17 protein-coding genes are annotated in these 14,342 nt (G+C 51.8%); all 17 read right to left on the bottom strand.

Features of this window, described 5'->3' with window-relative positions; translation table 11 throughout:
- Nucleotides 1–31 precede the first annotated feature (31 nt).
- Complete coding sequence (gene fliY, locus BA6348_RS13270; protein WP_026557321.1) at nt 32–1,393, bottom strand: flagellar motor switch phosphatase FliY; 1,362 nt, start codon at nt 1,391–1,393, stop codon at nt 32–34.
- Nucleotides 1,386–2,381, bottom strand: a complete 996-nt coding sequence (fliM, locus tag BA6348_RS13265; RefSeq protein ID WP_007777779.1) for a flagellar motor switch protein FliM — start codon at nt 2,379–2,381, stop codon at nt 1,386–1,388. The genes fliY and fliM overlap by 8 nt, the downstream gene beginning before the upstream one ends.
- Nucleotides 2,382–2,422: 41 nt before the next feature.
- On the bottom strand, nt 2,423–2,878 hold the full coding sequence (locus tag BA6348_RS13260) for a flagellar basal body-associated FliL family protein (RefSeq protein ID WP_122952497.1): 456 nt from the start codon (nt 2,876–2,878) through the stop codon (nt 2,423–2,425).
- Between the two features lie 14 nt (nt 2,879–2,892).
- Nucleotides 2,893–3,114, bottom strand: coding sequence for a flagellar FlbD family protein (locus BA6348_RS13255; protein ID WP_005834244.1), 222 nt, complete (start codon nt 3,112–3,114; stop codon nt 2,893–2,895).
- 70 nt (nt 3,115–3,184) lie between these two features.
- Nucleotides 3,185–4,003, bottom strand: coding sequence for a flagellar basal body rod protein FlgG (flgG, locus tag BA6348_RS13250; RefSeq protein WP_007777776.1), 819 nt, complete (start codon nt 4,001–4,003; stop codon nt 3,185–3,187).
- 102 nt (nt 4,004–4,105) lie between these two features.
- Entirely contained in the window at nt 4,106–4,501 is a 396-nt protein-coding gene (locus BA6348_RS13245) for a TIGR02530 family flagellar biosynthesis protein (RefSeq protein ID WP_005834248.1), read from the bottom strand.
- A gap of 24 nt (nt 4,502–4,525) precedes the next feature.
- Nucleotides 4,526–5,767, bottom strand: a complete 1,242-nt coding sequence (locus tag BA6348_RS13240; protein ID WP_026557322.1) for a flagellar hook-length control protein FliK — start codon at nt 5,765–5,767, stop codon at nt 4,526–4,528.
- A 64-nt stretch (nt 5,768–5,831) separates the two neighbouring features.
- Nucleotides 5,832–6,746 (bottom strand): MotE family protein, encoded by a 915-nt coding sequence (locus BA6348_RS13235; RefSeq protein ID WP_005834251.1) that lies wholly within the window; start codon nt 6,744–6,746, stop codon nt 5,832–5,834.
- Between the two features lie 12 nt (nt 6,747–6,758).
- Nucleotides 6,759–7,205 carry a flagellar export protein FliJ gene (gene fliJ, locus BA6348_RS13230; protein WP_005834253.1) on the bottom strand — a complete coding sequence of 149 codons (447 nt, stop codon included), beginning with the start codon at nt 7,203–7,205 and terminating at the stop codon, nt 6,759–6,761.
- 1 nt (nt 7,206) lies between these two features.
- The gene (gene fliI / locus BA6348_RS13225) at nt 7,207–8,526 is read right to left on the bottom strand and encodes a flagellar protein export ATPase FliI (RefSeq protein ID WP_122952498.1); all 1,320 of its coding nucleotides are present in this window, start codon (nt 8,524–8,526) and stop codon (nt 7,207–7,209) included.
- Nucleotides 8,523–9,341 carry a flagellar assembly protein FliH gene (fliH, locus tag BA6348_RS13220; protein ID WP_007777769.1) on the bottom strand — a complete coding sequence of 273 codons (819 nt, stop codon included), beginning with the start codon at nt 9,339–9,341 and terminating at the stop codon, nt 8,523–8,525. Before fliH ends, fliI begins: the two co-directional genes overlap by 4 nt.
- The gene (fliG, locus tag BA6348_RS13215; protein WP_005834258.1) at nt 9,325–10,338 is read right to left on the bottom strand and encodes a flagellar motor switch protein FliG; all 1,014 of its coding nucleotides are present in this window, start codon (nt 10,336–10,338) and stop codon (nt 9,325–9,327) included. Before fliG ends, fliH begins: the two co-directional genes overlap by 17 nt.
- A 12-nt stretch (nt 10,339–10,350) precedes the next feature.
- On the bottom strand, nt 10,351–11,937 hold the full coding sequence (fliF, locus tag BA6348_RS13210; protein WP_005834259.1) for a flagellar basal-body MS-ring/collar protein FliF: 1,587 nt from the start codon (nt 11,935–11,937) through the stop codon (nt 10,351–10,353).
- A gap of 29 nt (nt 11,938–11,966) precedes the next feature.
- Nucleotides 11,967–12,266, bottom strand: a complete 300-nt coding sequence (gene fliE, locus BA6348_RS13205) for a flagellar hook-basal body complex protein FliE (RefSeq protein WP_005834260.1) — start codon at nt 12,264–12,266, stop codon at nt 11,967–11,969.
- A gap of 19 nt (nt 12,267–12,285) precedes the next feature.
- Nucleotides 12,286–12,744, bottom strand: coding sequence for a flagellar basal body rod protein FlgC (flgC, locus tag BA6348_RS13200; protein ID WP_005834262.1), 459 nt, complete (start codon nt 12,742–12,744; stop codon nt 12,286–12,288).
- 2 nt (nt 12,745–12,746) lie between these two features.
- Nucleotides 12,747–13,160 carry a flagellar basal body rod protein FlgB gene (gene flgB / locus BA6348_RS13195; protein WP_005834264.1) on the bottom strand — a complete coding sequence of 138 codons (414 nt, stop codon included), beginning with the start codon at nt 13,158–13,160 and terminating at the stop codon, nt 12,747–12,749.
- A 363-nt stretch (nt 13,161–13,523) separates the two neighbouring features.
- A complete protein-coding gene (gene codY / locus BA6348_RS13190; RefSeq protein ID WP_005834266.1) occupies nt 13,524–14,303 on the bottom strand; it encodes a GTP-sensing pleiotropic transcriptional regulator CodY in 780 nt (259 codons plus the stop codon).
- Nucleotides 14,304–14,342 lie beyond the last annotated feature (39 nt).

Genomic DNA, 14,342 nt, shown 5'->3' with positions numbered 1-14,342 from the left:
TCCTCCCCAATACTTGCTCTTGATTTGTGGTTTATTGCAATTTTTGAACACGATCAAACTGGCTGATGATATCGGTGACGCGGACACCGAAATTCTCGTCGATGACGACAACCTCGCCTTTGGCAATCAACTTGTTATTGACCAAAATGTCTACATGCTCACCTGCCAGCTTGTCCAACTGTATGATGGATCCGGCAGACAAGTCAAGAATTTCTCTAATCAACTTTTTGGTACGTCCCAGCTCCACCGTTACTTGCAGCGGAATGTCTTGCAAGAGATTCAAATTTTGCAGTTCTCCTGTGTACATCGGGGACGCGCCAAGCGGTGCAAACTGCGCTGGCACGACATTTGCCTGGTTGGCTGCCGGGCTTCCGAAATGCTGCGGCGCTGGCGGAGCCATAGGCGGTTGCTGGTAAACGCCCGGATACGGAGCATACCCCGGCGGCATCGCATATTGCGCGTATGGGTCCGGATACATCGGTTGCCCCGGATAACCCATCGGCGGAGCATATCCAGCCGGTGGCTGCTGCATCGGCTGCTGTGCAGGAGGCGGCGGCGCTACAGGCGGTACGGGGCTCTGTACAGGCTCCTGCTGCACAGGCTGGGCTGGCGGTGGAGCGGACGCGCTCGGGGCCGGAATAGACGGCATTTCCGTCTCGGCTACAAGTGCTGCGGCTGCCTCGTCATCCGAGCCTCCCACCAGTCGGTCGATCATTTTCTTCGCAAAAGAAAGCGGCAAAAGCTGCATGATATTCGAGTCAATCAACTCGCCATGTTCGCCGACTTTCAAGCGGAAGGAGACTTTCACCAGCGGGCTGTCATCGTCGGAGAAGCTGTCTCCGCCCTTGCCCTGCGCCAAGTCCATCACGTCGATGCCCGGAGGTGTAATGTTGATGAACTGGTTGAAGATCGTGGACATGGATGTCGCCGCTGAACCCATCATTTGGTTCATCGCTTCCTGGACTGCGCTGATGTGCAGCTCGGACATTTCCGTATCGGCAGGCTTGCCATCTCCCCCCATCATCAGGTCTGCGATTACCGCCGCATCTTCCATCCGAATGACCAACAGGTTGATCCCTTTGAAGCCATCCGTGTACTCGACGTGGACCGCCACATGAGGAATTGGAAACTCGCTTTCCAACTCATCCACGTTGACAACGGAAACGGTCGGCGTGGTAATGTCGACTTTCTGGCTTAACAAAGTGGATAACGCGGTTGCGGCGCTGCCGAAGGAGATATTTCCGATTTCGCCAAGCGCGTCCTGTTCAAACGGGGAAAGAAAATCAGCCACATTCTGACTCTCCGCGGGCTTTGCTTCCTCTTCGTCCTCAACCAAGTTGTTCGCGCGAAGTAGCGCGTCAATCTCGTCTTGAGAAAGCATATCTCTACTCATTTTGGTCCTCCCCCTCCTCTATGACTTCATCAATCTGCACGGCCATTCTGCCTTTGAGCGTACCCGGTTGCCCCAGGAACTTCAACTGATCGCCTATCTTGATCTTCAGCTTGCTGTCAAGCGACTGATCCAACTGGATGACATCGCCTTTTTGCAGCGCCAGAAAATCGCCGACGGTAATCGTAGCCGTCCCCATTTCCGCAATGATCGGCAGTTTGGCCACCTTTACTCGTTCTTCGACACGCAGGCGTTCATCTTCATCCCGTGTCTTTTTCTGCTTGGAGAACCAGTACTGACCGGAAAGCTTGGTCATGATCGGCTCCATTACGACGTGAGGCAGACAAAGGTTAATCATTCCTGTCGTGTCCCCGATTTTCGTACTGAACGAGATTACGACGACAATCTCGTTTGGCGAGACAATCTGCATGAACTGGGGATTCATTTCCAGTCCTTCCTGGTACGGATCAAGCTCAATAATTTGCTTCCATGCCTCGTGGAATGTATCCAGCGCCTTGCCGAATACTCGCTCCATCACCGTTGTTTCAATTTCCGTAAGTGCACCCATTTTTTCCGGGATTGCACCCTGGCCACCAAGAAGCCGATCCAGCATGGTATAGGCGATGTTTGGATTGACCTCCAAGACCATTCGTCCTTCCAAAGGAGGAGCTTCGAAGATGTTCAAGATGGTCATCTTGGGAATGGAGCGTATAAATTCGTCATACGGCAATTGATCGACGGAGGCAACCGTAATTTGCACGAAGGTACGGAGCTGAGCTGAAAAATAAGTAGTCAACAGCCTCGCATAGTTCTCATGGATTCGTGTCAAGCCACGGATCTGGTCTTTGGAGAACCGCAACGCGCGTTTGAAATCATACACTTTGACTTTGCGCTCAGTCTCTTCTTTTTTCAGCTCGTTGGCATCCATCTCACCAGATGATAGAGCGGCCAACAACGCGTCAATCTCACTTTGTGAGAGAACCTCGGCCATATGTCGTCACCTCCTTGCTATGTATCCGTGTGATCGCTTCCCTAGGACAAGACCCGCTTGGTCGTCACGACTTGCACGATTTTGCCTTCTTGCATCAGGGAGCTGATTTCATTCATGATTTTCGCTTCCAGCTTGTTTACGCCTTCGGTTCCTTTTATGTCTTCTGGTGTCAGGCCAGCCAACGTTTTAATAATCACCTGATTGACCTGTGGCAATCGCTGCTCCAGTTCCGTTTTGGCATCTGCACTGTCCGCTGTAATGCTGAAGCGCACAATCATGTAATTGTTCGTCAGCAAATTGGTTGTGATCTCGCCAGTATCTACGGAGTACTCCTGCATTTCTTTCGCTGACAAAGGCTTCACTTCTTTTTCTTCGGAGCTGGCCGTCTGCCCGGCCGGAGAGAGATACGTTTGCCAGAGCACAAACGAGATGACTCCCAGTAGCGAAATCGCGATGATGATAATTAGAGCCATGTTAAACAAACGATTTTGAAACATCGCAATGCCTCCCGCTATTCATTTAAATCGTCCGGCAGCTTGGGTGCAGTCGCTATCGGATGAGCGTTTTGATAAAAAGCCTGAACACGTTCAGCGATGGACTCTACGGAATCCTTCACGATGTACTTCCTGTCGTTGAACAACGTAATCACGGTATCGGGTGTTGCTTCAACCGTTTCGATGTGAGTGATGTTCAGATAAAACGCAGTGCCGTTAAAACGGGTCAGTTTAATCATCGTGTGCTCCTTTTCGGGATTAAACAGGGGAAGGAGTAAATCGCTTCCCCGCCTAATCCACTGCAAGAAGTTATCGTTTCAGATTCACCAGTTCCTCGAGAACGGAATCGGACGTCGTAATGATCCGCGAGTTCGCCTGGAAGCCGCGCTGCGCCACGATCATTTCCGTGAACTCTTCAGAGAGGTCGACGTTGGACATTTCCAGTTGACCGGCAATGATGCTCACGCGTGCATCTGCTGGAGTAACTGGTGTCATTGGGTCTTCGTCACGAGCACCGGCGTTCACCGTGTTTTCATAGAGCGAATTGCCGACTTTTTTCAGACCGCTCGGGTTGTTGAACGTCATGACGCCAATCGTGTTGTCGGCTGCAAGCGCGCCCGCATCGTCTACGGTCGTAATGACGCCGTCTTTGCCGATGGAGTAGGAGACGACACCGTCAGCCTGGCTGATCTGGATCGGAGCAGCATCGCTGTTCAACAGTTTCAGTCCTTGCGGGTTAACCAGGAAGCCTTGGGAGTCGCGGGTGAAGTTGCCTGCGCGCGTGTAGTAGATCGTCGCGCCGTCATCCGGGCTCACCATGAAAAAGGCGTCGCCTTCAATGGAAAGGTCTGTCGGCAAGTTTGTCGTCATCGGGCTTCCCGCCGAAAACACGGTATCAATCGATGCGATCGAGGAACCGAGACCGATCTGGGTCGGGTTGGTACCGCCTTTTCCACCGTCGGTCGGAGCGCCGGCACCTTGCACATTTTGGCTCAAAATATCTTGAAACATGACACGGCTTTTTTTGAAGCCAACCGTATTTACGTTCGCAATGTTGTTCCCAATGACATCAAGCTTTGTTTGAAAGCCGCGCATACCTGAGATACCTGAATACATGGAACGAAGCATGATCTGTCTCCTCCTCTGCTCTCTTACAAGTCTGGATTACCTCTGTCGTTCGGTAACCCGTAGGCTTCCTCCGGAGAGGTCCAGCCCGCTCGTACAGGCCATTTATACGAAGATGGCGCTGTCGATGTTGGTAAATACATTGTCCTTCATGCTGCCATCGTCCACAGCGGTAATGATTTTCCGATTTACGATGCTCACGACATAAGCCACGTTATCCATAATGATGAGAGATTCTCTGGCCCCTTTGGAGGCTGCCTTTTGAACCGCTGACTCCAAACGTTCCAACTGATGCCCTCCAAGCGCGATTCCACGTTGCTGCAGGCGGCTCATGGCATGCTGACTGAACGAAAGTGGCTGTGCTTTGGCATGTGGAGTCGTCGATTCGGTCAAGTACTGTTGAAACGTTTTGCTGGCTCCCGGCGCTGTCTGGGCAGCCGCTTTGGTGACGTGATTCGGTTTCGGAGGGAAATAGGGCTGCGCGACACGAAAATGGTTCATGCTGCTTCCTCCTTCATTCCATCCCTAGACGAGATCGTCCACTCCACGGGCTGATTCCCGCAGGCGATTCCATAGCGACTCGCTCGTTTCACTGCTGTCTACGAGCGCCTCTAGCGCAAACTCTTGTTCAGCCTGTTTTTGTTGCTGTTGCTGCTGATTGTCCCGCTGCTGTCCGGCTTGCTCGCGCTGTTGCTGGAAGCTGAATGCCGTGTCCTGCTGTTGATTGACCTCCAGACGATCGACCTGCAAGCCTTGCTGCGTCAAAGCCAGCCGCAATTGCGGAAGCTGGTTGTCGAGCAAATCTTTTCCGGCCTGTGTCTCGGCGTGGAACTGGGCGGTAATTACCCCGTTGTGCGAAGTAATCGTCACGTCCACCTGCCCGAGCGACTGCGGATTCAAGATCAGCCGTGCTTCATGCACACCGTTATGGCCGCTTAGTTGCAGCTTGGAAACGAAAAGCTGGGTAAGCTGCTGCGGCAATTGGTTCGCGTTCACATGGTGCGTCTGTCCGACTGCCTGTTGAAAACTTGCCACGCTTTGCGTCTGAGGCGCTTGCTGGGAAACAACCGAAATTTGGTTCGCTGTCGTCAGCAGCGATTCCTCCGGGTTTCCTTCCTGATTCAGCAAACTGCCGGAAAGCGTCGGCTGGATCGGTTGGGAAGATACTCCCGCTTCCAGCTTGTAGGCAGCCAGGCCGAGGTTCATCCGCAAAGGCGAAATCGTCTTGAACGCTTCTTGCTGCGATGCATTTAGATTGGGAATCGTCTCGGAGCGCAGCGGCAGCGCGCCATGCTTCGCTTTGCTTTCATTGCCTTTTTGGTTCTTCAGTGCTTCGAGAAGTGCGGCCAGCTTGTCCATCTCATCGGCAGATGCTTCCTTTTGCGAAAGCTTGGACAAAAGTTGCTTGAGATCCACTCCAGCCTGCGAGGCAAGCTCCATGCCTTGTCCGGACACTTTGCCCAAAAGCTGTTCAACCGCTGCTGCCTTTTCGCCTACTTGCTCGTTCAGTTCTGCGTTTCCTTGCTGACCTGCGGCAAGCAGTTGAGCGATCAACGCCATCAGTTCATCGAGCAATTTCTGGTCTTCCTCTGACAAGCCTGCCGGAGAAGCAACTGCCCCTTTGGAGTCTAGCATCGTTTCAAAAGTTTGCAGCATTTGCAAAGAGAACAACTGCCCCATGCCAGCATCTCCATTGCCTGTGGCAGCACCGACAGATGTGACGCTCCCGGCTGAACCTACTGGCGGAGTCAGATTGGCTACATTCATCTCGTTCACCTCCTCTTTTGGATTTGTTGCTTATGGAAACGACAACGAAAAGCCATGCTTTTTGTTATCGAAGCAACTCTTCTGTGATGCGTGCCGCCAGATTGTCTTTCTCTTTTTTGTCTTCCTTGGCGATCGCAGAGAGTGTTTGCGCCCGCTTGTCCGCAGGCATTTCTTTTAAGAGGGTAAGCGCTCTGCTCTTGTTCGTACTCATGAGCGAGCGAATGACCGCGGCAGAATCTTCTGCTGGCATCTGCGCGAATGTCTCGCTCAGTGCCTGGTCGTTTGCGCTGGAGGAAGAGCCGCTGCGCGTCTCGCTAAGCGCCTTTGTCAGCACCTGAACCCGCTGTTGCAAGGCCGCAATGTCGTCGTCCTTGTTGACAACAGAATCTTTCAGCAGTATCGAAATGTCTGCCGCTTTTTTCGGGTCCATCTTTGCCAAAATGTCTGCGCGCTGATTGGGCTTCATTTTGGTCATGACCGCGACAGACTCGTCCAGGCTCAAATTTTCGATGATGGCTGCTGCGTTTTTCGCTGACATCGTCGTGTACACTTTGGCGAGGTCCGTAAACTGCTTTTGCCGCTCCTCTTCGCTGGCTCTTTGTTCCTCCATGAGCTTGTTCAAGTCTTGCACCTGCTTTTCCAGCGCTTGAATCGTGGCGTCTTTTTTCGCTGCTTCTTCTTTCAGCGCGGAAATTTGCTGCTGATTTTTCGCCTGGTCTTGCTGCAGGGTCGCCACTTGCTTCTCCGTGTCTGGTTCTTTCTTTTCCTCCTCACCGGACAGCGTGTCGTATTCGTCCGGGACGAGCTTTTCCACGTACGGTATGGAGTTAGCCCAGTGGAGAACATTCCCTAGCACGTTCACTCCCAGCAAGCTCAGGAGAACGCCGCCAAGGAGGCTGGCAAACAGTGCAGGAATGACGATCATGTAAAAAAACCATTCCAACCTGCCGTATTCCCGTTCTTCTTGGATTTCTTCCATCTGGTACCTCCCTTAGTTGCTGCGGCGAAGATAGAGCTGCGTGCCGATCTCATCCATTTCTTTTTGCTCACGCTGTCTCTGCTCGTCGAGAAATTGATGGAGAGATTTTTCCCGCAGTCGTTGCCACAACTGGGACTCTTTCATTCTCTCGGTCAAATGGGACTGACAGCGCTCCACGTCCTGCTCACACCCGCGCAAGGTTCGTTGCTGCCTCGTAATCGAGCGGGCTACCGCTTGCTGGTACTGCGCGATAGAGATAAGCTGCGCCGCGCTGCACGTCTGCATTTGCGCTTCCTCAAGCATATGGGTCATCTCATCATGCTGTTCAGTCAATTGCACAAGTTTCCACTCTTCTTCGTTTTTGCGCTGAATCGATTTCCCAAATGCCCACTCTGCCTGCTCTTTCTCTTTTTCCTTCAGATCCAGAACTTTTTGGAGATGAAACTGAAACACTTTCACTCTAGTCCACTCCTCCGAAATGGGCTAACAGCGCCTTGATTGCGCTTTGAAGGGTCGAGGGCTCATGTGTGCCTTGGGCCGTAAACTCAGAAATGATGTCTTTATAGCGGATCGCGGCATCAATGTCGCGGTTTGATCCTGGCTTGTACGCTCCGATGTTAATCAAGTCTTCCGCTTCCCGGAATGTCGCCAGATGCTTTTTCAACTGTCTGGCGGCTTCCTTGTGCTCGTCCGAGACGATTTCCGACATGACGCGGCTGACGCTTGCCATCACATCAATGGCAGGAAAATGGCCTTTTTGTGCGATTTTCCGGTCGAGGACAATGTGTCCGTCCAAAATTCCCCTCGCCGTATCCGCAATCGGATCGTTCATGTCATCCGAGTCGACGAGTACCGTGTAAAACGCCGTGATGCTGCCTTTGTCGGCCGTTCCTGCCCGCTCCATCAGCTTCGGCATCAGGGCGAACACGGACGGGGTGTAGCCGCGTGTGGCTGGAGGCTCTCCGATGGCTAGTCCCACTTCCCGCTGCGCCATGGCAAACCGGGTGACAGAATCCATCATCAGCATCACATTCAGTCCGCGATCCCGGAAATATTCGGCGATCGAGGTCGCAATCAAGGCTCCCTTGATGCGAATCATGGCCGGCTGGTCGGAAGTGGCGACGACGACGACAGACCTCTTTAGCCCTTCTTCCCCCAGATCGCGTTCAATAAACTCCATGACTTCGCGTCCGCGCTCCCCGATCAGCCCGATGACGTTGATGTCCGCCGTCGTATTGCGGGCGATCATCCCCATCAGAGTACTTTTCCCTACCCCTGATCCGGCAAAGATGCCGACACGTTGTCCTTTTCCGACCGTCAAAAGTCCGTCTATGGCGCGTACGCCGACGCTGAGCGGCTCCTTGATGCGCGGGCGCAGGATCGGGTTCGGCGGGAGGTTGTTCGTCGGATAGGAAGCCAGTCCGAGCGGCAGCGTCCCTTGATACGGCCTGCCCAGTCCATCCAGCACCGAGCCGAGTATTTCCGGCCCTACTTTTACTTCCAGCGATCGGCCCGTCGCCACAACGTCGCAGCCCGGTCCGATGGCTGTCAGCTCGCCAAGCGGCATCAGCAGCACTTTGTTTTCCCGAAAACCAACCACTTCGGCGATAATCGGCTCTTTGCTGTTCGTCGGGTACAGATGGCAAATCTCGCCGAGCTTCACTTCGGGTCCTTGCGACTCGATGGTCAGGCCGACCACCTGTGTCACTTTCCCGTTCACGCGTAGCGGATCGAGCTCATACAGCGCCTGTCTGTACTTGGATATGTCCAGGATGCTCATCGGGACTCACTTCCTCCGGCAATCGCAAGCAATGCTTGTTTGATCTCTTCTAGTTGTGTATCCACCCGTGCGTCCACGCTTCCGAGCTGTGTGCGAATGACACAGCCGCCATCTGCTATCGTGTAGTCCGGATAGATGGAAAGCTCCGCCTGTCCTTCCAGCAACGCCAGCAGTTGGGGGCGATGCTCGGAAACGTAATGGAAGTAGTTGTGGTTGACGCAGATCGTGATCTCGCCGTGGACTCGCGAGCGCCGCAGCGCTTTTTTCGCAATTTCCAGCACCTGCTCCGGATTTTGCTGCAGTTCCTGTCCGATAATTTTTTTGGCGATTTCCAGGGCCAGCTCTACCAAAAACGGCTCTGCTTCCGCGATGATCTGCTGCTTGCTGCTGTATGCCTGCTCCAGAATCGCACGCGCCTCGGCGAGTGCTTGCGTCTCTTCCTCGTACGCTTGCTGCTTGCCTTCTGCAAAGCCTTTTTCGTGTCCTTCGGCCGTCGCTTGCTCCTGCGTCGAGCTGAACAACTGGGCAGCCTCCTGCTGTTTCTGCTCCCACCATTGCTGAATCTCCAGCGAGGCTTCCTGCTTCAGTTGTTCGGCCTCTTCTATCGCTTGGCGGAGAATGGTTTGCGCGGTTTCTTCCGCGTCTGCCAGAATCGTTTTGGCCTCTATTTCAGCTTCTTGAAAAATTTGTAGATTTTTTTGCAACCTTTCGGGATCACTTTCCGTCTTAGGTGGTACAGGCGTCACCGAGAGGAGGACAGAGTCCTCTGAAGGCCGATAATTCGCCACTTTAATGATCCTAGACAATGATATCATCTCCTCCACCGCGGGCGATGATGATCTCACCAGCCTCCTCTAAGCGACGGATAATCGCAACGATACGAGATTGTGCTTCTTCGACGTCGCGCAGACGAACTGGTCCCATGAACTCCATTTCTTCTCTGAAAGTGTCCGCCATCCGTTTGGACATGTTGCGGAAAATAACTTCGCGAACTTCTTCGCTGGACACTTTGAGCGAAAGCTGCAAATCCGCATTTTCCACGTCGCGGATGACGCGCTGAATGGAGCGGTTGTCCAGTGTGGCGATATCTTCGAATACAAACATGCGCTTCTTGATTTCTTCGGCCAATTCGGGGTCCTGAATTTCGAGAGAATCGAGAATCGTGCGCTCCGTCCCACGATCGACACCATTGAGAACTGCCACGATTGCCTCGATCCCGCCAGCTTGCGTATAATCCTGTGTCACCGTTGCCGAGAGCTTCTGCTCGAGGACTTGCTCCACCTGGGCGATCACTTCCGGAGAAGTGCTGTCCATCGTCGCAATCCGCTTCGCTACCTCAGCCTGGCGCTCTTGCGGCAAAGCCGACAAAATCATCGCAGCCTGCTGCGGTTCGAGATAAGAAAGCACCAGTGCAATGGTCTGCGGATGCTCGTTTTGGATGAAGTTTAAAATTTGACCAGGATCTGCCTTCCTGGCAAAATCGAACGGCCGCACTTGCAGGTTTGCCGTCAAGCGATTGATGATATCCATCGCTTTCGTCTCGCCCAGCGCTTTTTGCAAAATTTCTTTTGCGTACGTAATGCCGCCTTGCGAAATGACTTCCTTCGCTACGGCGATTTGGTGAAATTCAGCCAAGATTTTATCTTTTTCATCAGTATCTACTTTTCGCACATTGGCAATTTCCAATGTCAACTGCTCAATCTCATCCTCACGCAAATGCTTGAACACCTGGGCAGAGATTTCCGGCCCTAGTGAGATGAGGAGGATAGCCGCCTTCTGTCTTCCCGACAACTCTTTAGCGCCGCGAGCCATATCTTTCACTCCTTAATCTTCTGCTAGCCAAGTACGAAGCAGAACAACAAATTCATCCGGCTTGCTTCGCGCCAATTTTTCAAGCTGTTTTCTGACCACGACCTGGTCTCCATCTTCCTGATAGATCAAGTCAGGAATTTCGGCAGGTTGGTTTGGAGCCAGCAAGTCTGACATTTCTTCTTCCTGTTCCTGCTTCGCCTGGTTGCGTCTGCGGATGATGAGGAAGGCTACAGCGGCGAGAGCCAGCACGGCAATACCACCAACGGTCCACAATACAGCCGGGCTGAGTGCACTGGATTCTTCGACAGCCACTTTGCCAGAAAATTGACGTGGGAGAACGGAAATGTGTTTGTCCAGTTCTTCTTCGCTCAAATCGGTCGCTCTGTCGCTCAGTGTCACACGGACGACATTGCGCAGTACCTGTTTGATACTTTCGATTGTAGCAGCATCTAATTCTCCGCCAGTCGGCGGTTCGACCCCTACGTTGATCGTCAAATCTTCAATCTTGTACGGGCTTAGTGTAACATTTCGCGTGATTCGATTGACTTCGCGGTTAATGGTATCATTCAGTTCTTCATACTGACTGTTGCTGCCCTGAGGATTGTTCCCTGGGTAGTTGGGGACTGCATTCGCGCCTGTTCCGGCGATGCCCCCCGGCGGTTGGCCTTGACCCGAGAAAGCTTTTGATAATTTTTGAGAAGAGATGATAAGTCCTTCGTTGTTCTCTTTGTCGGGCGCCTCCACGAGATTTTCCACGCGGTTTTCCTTATCAAAATTCATTTTGATAAATGCGTGCACAATCACTTTGTCTCGGCCCATAATCGTTCCAAGCAAGTTATACAGGTTTTGTTGAATCTTCTTCTCAACCTCGGACTTGATTGCCTCTTGCTGTTTGAAGCTGCTTAATGTTCCTTCTGCTTCGTTGCCTTCCGCGCGTTCCAGCGGATTCGAGTATTGGTCCGTAATCGCGATGGCGTCCATCGGCAATTTCGGAACGCTTCGGGAAACGAGCAAATACAGCGAGTTAATCTGCTTTTGATCGAGCGTCGTACCCGGTTCCACGTCGACGATGACCGATGCCGTTGCCGTATCCGGTGTCTCTGTCACCCAAACACTTTCCTGCGGCAGTGTAATCATCACTTGTGCCGAGCGCACGCCTTTCACACGTTCGAGCATTTTGCGCAGCTCTTGTTGCAACGCTTCTTTTTTCATCACATCGAATTGCCTGTCGGTAACACCGAGCGTATTGGAAAAAATCTCAGAGTTGATGCCTGCCTGGCTGGGGATTCCTTGTGCGGCCAGATCGACGATGACATCCTGTGCCATTTTTTCCGGTACTTCAATGCTTGTCCCATTTCCCGTAATCCGGTACGGAATCTGCTGGCCTTCAAGTTCTTTTTTGATTGCGCCGATTTCTTGCTCGCTCAGTCTCTGATCGTAGAGTGGCTTGTAGACCGGCTGAGAAGCGATGTATATGTATAAGCCCAGCGAAATTAGCAGAAAAAGCGAGATTCCGGCAATCATCCATTTTTGTTTCTTGGAAAACTGGTTCCATTTAGACGTAAGCTGATTTCTGTATAAAGCTAAACGTTCGTTCATGATTCACCTCTCACTGGATAAAACGACAATCAAATCGGCATTCGCATGATTTCTTGGTAGGACTCGATCATTTTATTCCGGACTTGCATGGTCAATTGCAGCATCACGGAAGCTTTTTGTCCGGCGACTGTCAATTGATGCACATCCGTAATTTCTCCGGCAGCGAATCGATCTGCAAGATTTGCCGATTCTACTTGAGCCTGATTCACCTGGCTTAGCGCGTCCGTCAAGTACGACGAAAAGTCTTTTGTCACTTCGGCAGGCGTTGGCAGTTTGTTTGCGACAGGCGTCCGAACCGGAACCGTTTGGGAAAGTGCGTTTATGTCCATCTTTTATTGTTCACCTGCTTTATTTGATTTCCAATGCTTTCAACATCATCGCCTTGCTTGCGTTTAAAGCTGTCACGTTGGCCTCATAGGATCGTGATGCCGAGATCAGGTCGACCATTTCCTTCATCGGATCGACATTCGGCAAAAGCACGTAGCCCTCTTGATCCGCATCGGGATGAGCAGGGTCATATACGCGTTTAAATGGCGTGGTGTCCTCCTGAATGGCCGTGACTCTTACCCCTTGTTCTCCGCCACTGCCAGAAACAGTTCCCACTGCCGCCTGCAGAAAGCTGTCGAACGATTGGGTCGAGCGGGGTGACAATTCGACCATTTTTCGACGGTACGGCTGCCACTTGCCATCGACAAAACTCGCGCGTGTCGTTTCTGCGTTCGCAATATTCGACGCGATCGTATCCAGGCGCAAGCGATTGGCAGTCAATGCAGAGGCACTCGTATTAATTCCTTGAAACAAGCTCATCGTTATTTCCCTCCACCCTCAATGACACTGCGCAGCTTCTGGAAATGCCCTGCTGTCAGTTGTGTTAAGCCGCTGTACCAGATCTGGTTTTTCGCCAGCTCTGTTGTCTCTGCTTCCAGATCGACATCATTCCCGCTGTTCTGCACGTAGCTATTCGGATTGGAAACGACTTGAGGCATTGCAACCCCGCCGGCATTGCCAAATGGAATATGGCGTTGATCGGTGCGATAAGCCGCAAGCTTCCCATTTCCTATTTGCCCATTTAGTTCCTCTTGCAGATAGCCCTCAAAAATTACCTGTTGACTTTTGAATTGAGGGGTATCGATGTTGGCAAGATTGTTCGCGATCGTCCGGTGCCGCAACGTCGCGGCATTCATCGCTCTCTCTAGGACCTGCAGATGATAGCTCTCCAGCATATAGCCTTCTCCCCCAATTATGTGTCAATTCATTTCCACAAAACTGCCTATAATTCCTGTATTTTCGACATCCAATTTACGATTCAATCATAGCAAAATCGTAATAGTGAAAAAAGCCCCTATTGATGGCGACTTTCAAAATGATTCAATGGCACTAAATCCCTGTTTTTTACTTGTTTTGACATGCAATCCATATTCAATGCGTCACAAGTGGGCTAGCACTAAAAAATCAATAGATAATTTCTGGAAGCGGTTTGTCGGACATTGTTGAAACTGGGTATAAATACCCATGAAAAAAGGTATAGCAACCGATGTCGCTATACCTTTCAGTTCACTTTGACTAAACTTTTATTGCCATTTTCCTTACGAAGTTTTGAGCTTTTCCAGCTCAGGCAGCAGTTTTTCGTTCAAAACTTTGATAAAAGTTCCTTTCATTCCCAAGGAACGGGATTCAATGACCCCCGCACTCTCCAGCTTGCGCAGTGCGTTTACGATAACGGAGCGGGTAATGCCTACGCGATCGGCAATTTTCGAAGCGACGAGCAAGCCTTCTTTGCCTTCGAGCTCTTCAAAAATGTGCTCAACCGCTTCCAGCTCGCTGTAGGACAAGGAACCGATTGCCATTTGCACGACAGCCTTGCTGCGCGCTTCTTCCTCAATCGCTTCCGAACGCTCGCGCAGGATCTCCATTCCTACTACGGTCGCGCCCACTTCCGCGAGGATCAGGTCATCGTCCACAAACTGGTCGTTGATGCGTCCGAGAATCAGTGTACCCAAACGGTCTCCGCCACCCATGATCGGAACGAGAGTCGTCCAGCCGGAACGGAATACGTCTTTCATCTCCACCGGGAAAATAGTGTAAGGGCTTTCTACGTCCAGGTTTGCGGACGTTTCTTCCACTTTCAGAAGACCTTGGCTGTACTCCTCTGGAAAACGGCGCTCTTCCAGCATTTTGCGCATGCGGCCATTGTCCATTTCCTGGTGGATGGCAAAACCAAGCAGCTTGCCTTTGCGACTTACGACAAATGTATTCGCTTCAATTACGTCACTCAGCACTTGCGCCATTTCGTTAAAATTAACAGCATGGCCCGCAGATTTTTGCAACATGCGGTTAATTCTTCTTGTTTTCGACAGTAGATCCATCTGTATTTCCTCCCAATGTATGTGTACTACCTACCCAAT

The sequence above is a fragment of the Brevibacillus agri genome (assembly GCF_004117055.1).
GTDB lineage: Bacteria > Bacillota > Bacilli > Brevibacillales > Brevibacillaceae > Brevibacillus > Brevibacillus agri.
This window is presented reverse-complemented; position numbering and strand designations above follow the sequence as displayed.

Excerpts from the sequence above, each read along its gene's own strand:
- fliY (WP_026557321.1), bottom strand. The coding sequence starts at position 1,393 with ATGAGTAGAGATATGCTTTCTCAAGACGAGATTGACGCGCTACTTCGC.
- fliM (WP_007777779.1), bottom strand. The coding sequence starts at position 2,381 with ATGGCCGAGGTTCTCTCACAAAGTGAGATTGACGCGTTGTTGGCCGCT.
- BA6348_RS13260 (WP_122952497.1), bottom strand. The coding sequence starts at position 2,878 with ATGTTTCAAAATCGTTTGTTTAACATGGCTCTAATTATCATCATCGCG.
- BA6348_RS13255 (WP_005834244.1), bottom strand. The coding sequence starts at position 3,114 with ATGATTAAACTGACCCGTTTTAACGGCACTGCGTTTTATCTGAACATC.
- flgG (WP_007777776.1), bottom strand. The coding sequence starts at position 4,003 with ATGCTTCGTTCCATGTATTCAGGTATCTCAGGTATGCGCGGCTTTCAA.
- BA6348_RS13245 (WP_005834248.1), bottom strand. The coding sequence starts at position 4,501 with ATGAACCATTTTCGTGTCGCGCAGCCCTATTTCCCTCCGAAACCGAAT.
- BA6348_RS13240 (WP_026557322.1), bottom strand. The coding sequence starts at position 5,767 with ATGAATGTAGCCAATCTGACTCCGCCAGTAGGTTCAGCCGGGAGCGTC.
- BA6348_RS13235 (WP_005834251.1), bottom strand. The coding sequence starts at position 6,746 with ATGGAAGAAATCCAAGAAGAACGGGAATACGGCAGGTTGGAATGGTTT.
- fliI (WP_122952498.1), bottom strand. The coding sequence starts at position 8,526 with ATGAGCATCCTGGACATATCCAAGTACAGACAGGCGCTGTATGAGCTC.
- fliH (WP_007777769.1), bottom strand. The coding sequence starts at position 9,341 with ATGATATCATTGTCTAGGATCATTAAAGTGGCGAATTATCGGCCTTCA.
- fliG (WP_005834258.1), bottom strand. The coding sequence starts at position 10,338 with ATGGCTCGCGGCGCTAAAGAGTTGTCGGGAAGACAGAAGGCGGCTATC.
- fliF (WP_005834259.1), bottom strand. The coding sequence starts at position 11,937 with ATGAACGAACGTTTAGCTTTATACAGAAATCAGCTTACGTCTAAATGG.
- fliE (WP_005834260.1), bottom strand. The coding sequence starts at position 12,266 with ATGGACATAAACGCACTTTCCCAAACGGTTCCGGTTCGGACGCCTGTC.
- flgC (WP_005834262.1), bottom strand. The coding sequence starts at position 12,744 with ATGAGCTTGTTTCAAGGAATTAATACGAGTGCCTCTGCATTGACTGCC.
- flgB (WP_005834264.1), bottom strand. The coding sequence starts at position 13,160 with ATGCTGGAGAGCTATCATCTGCAGGTCCTAGAGAGAGCGATGAATGCC.
- codY (WP_005834266.1), bottom strand. The coding sequence starts at position 14,303 with ATGGATCTACTGTCGAAAACAAGAAGAATTAACCGCATGTTGCAAAAA.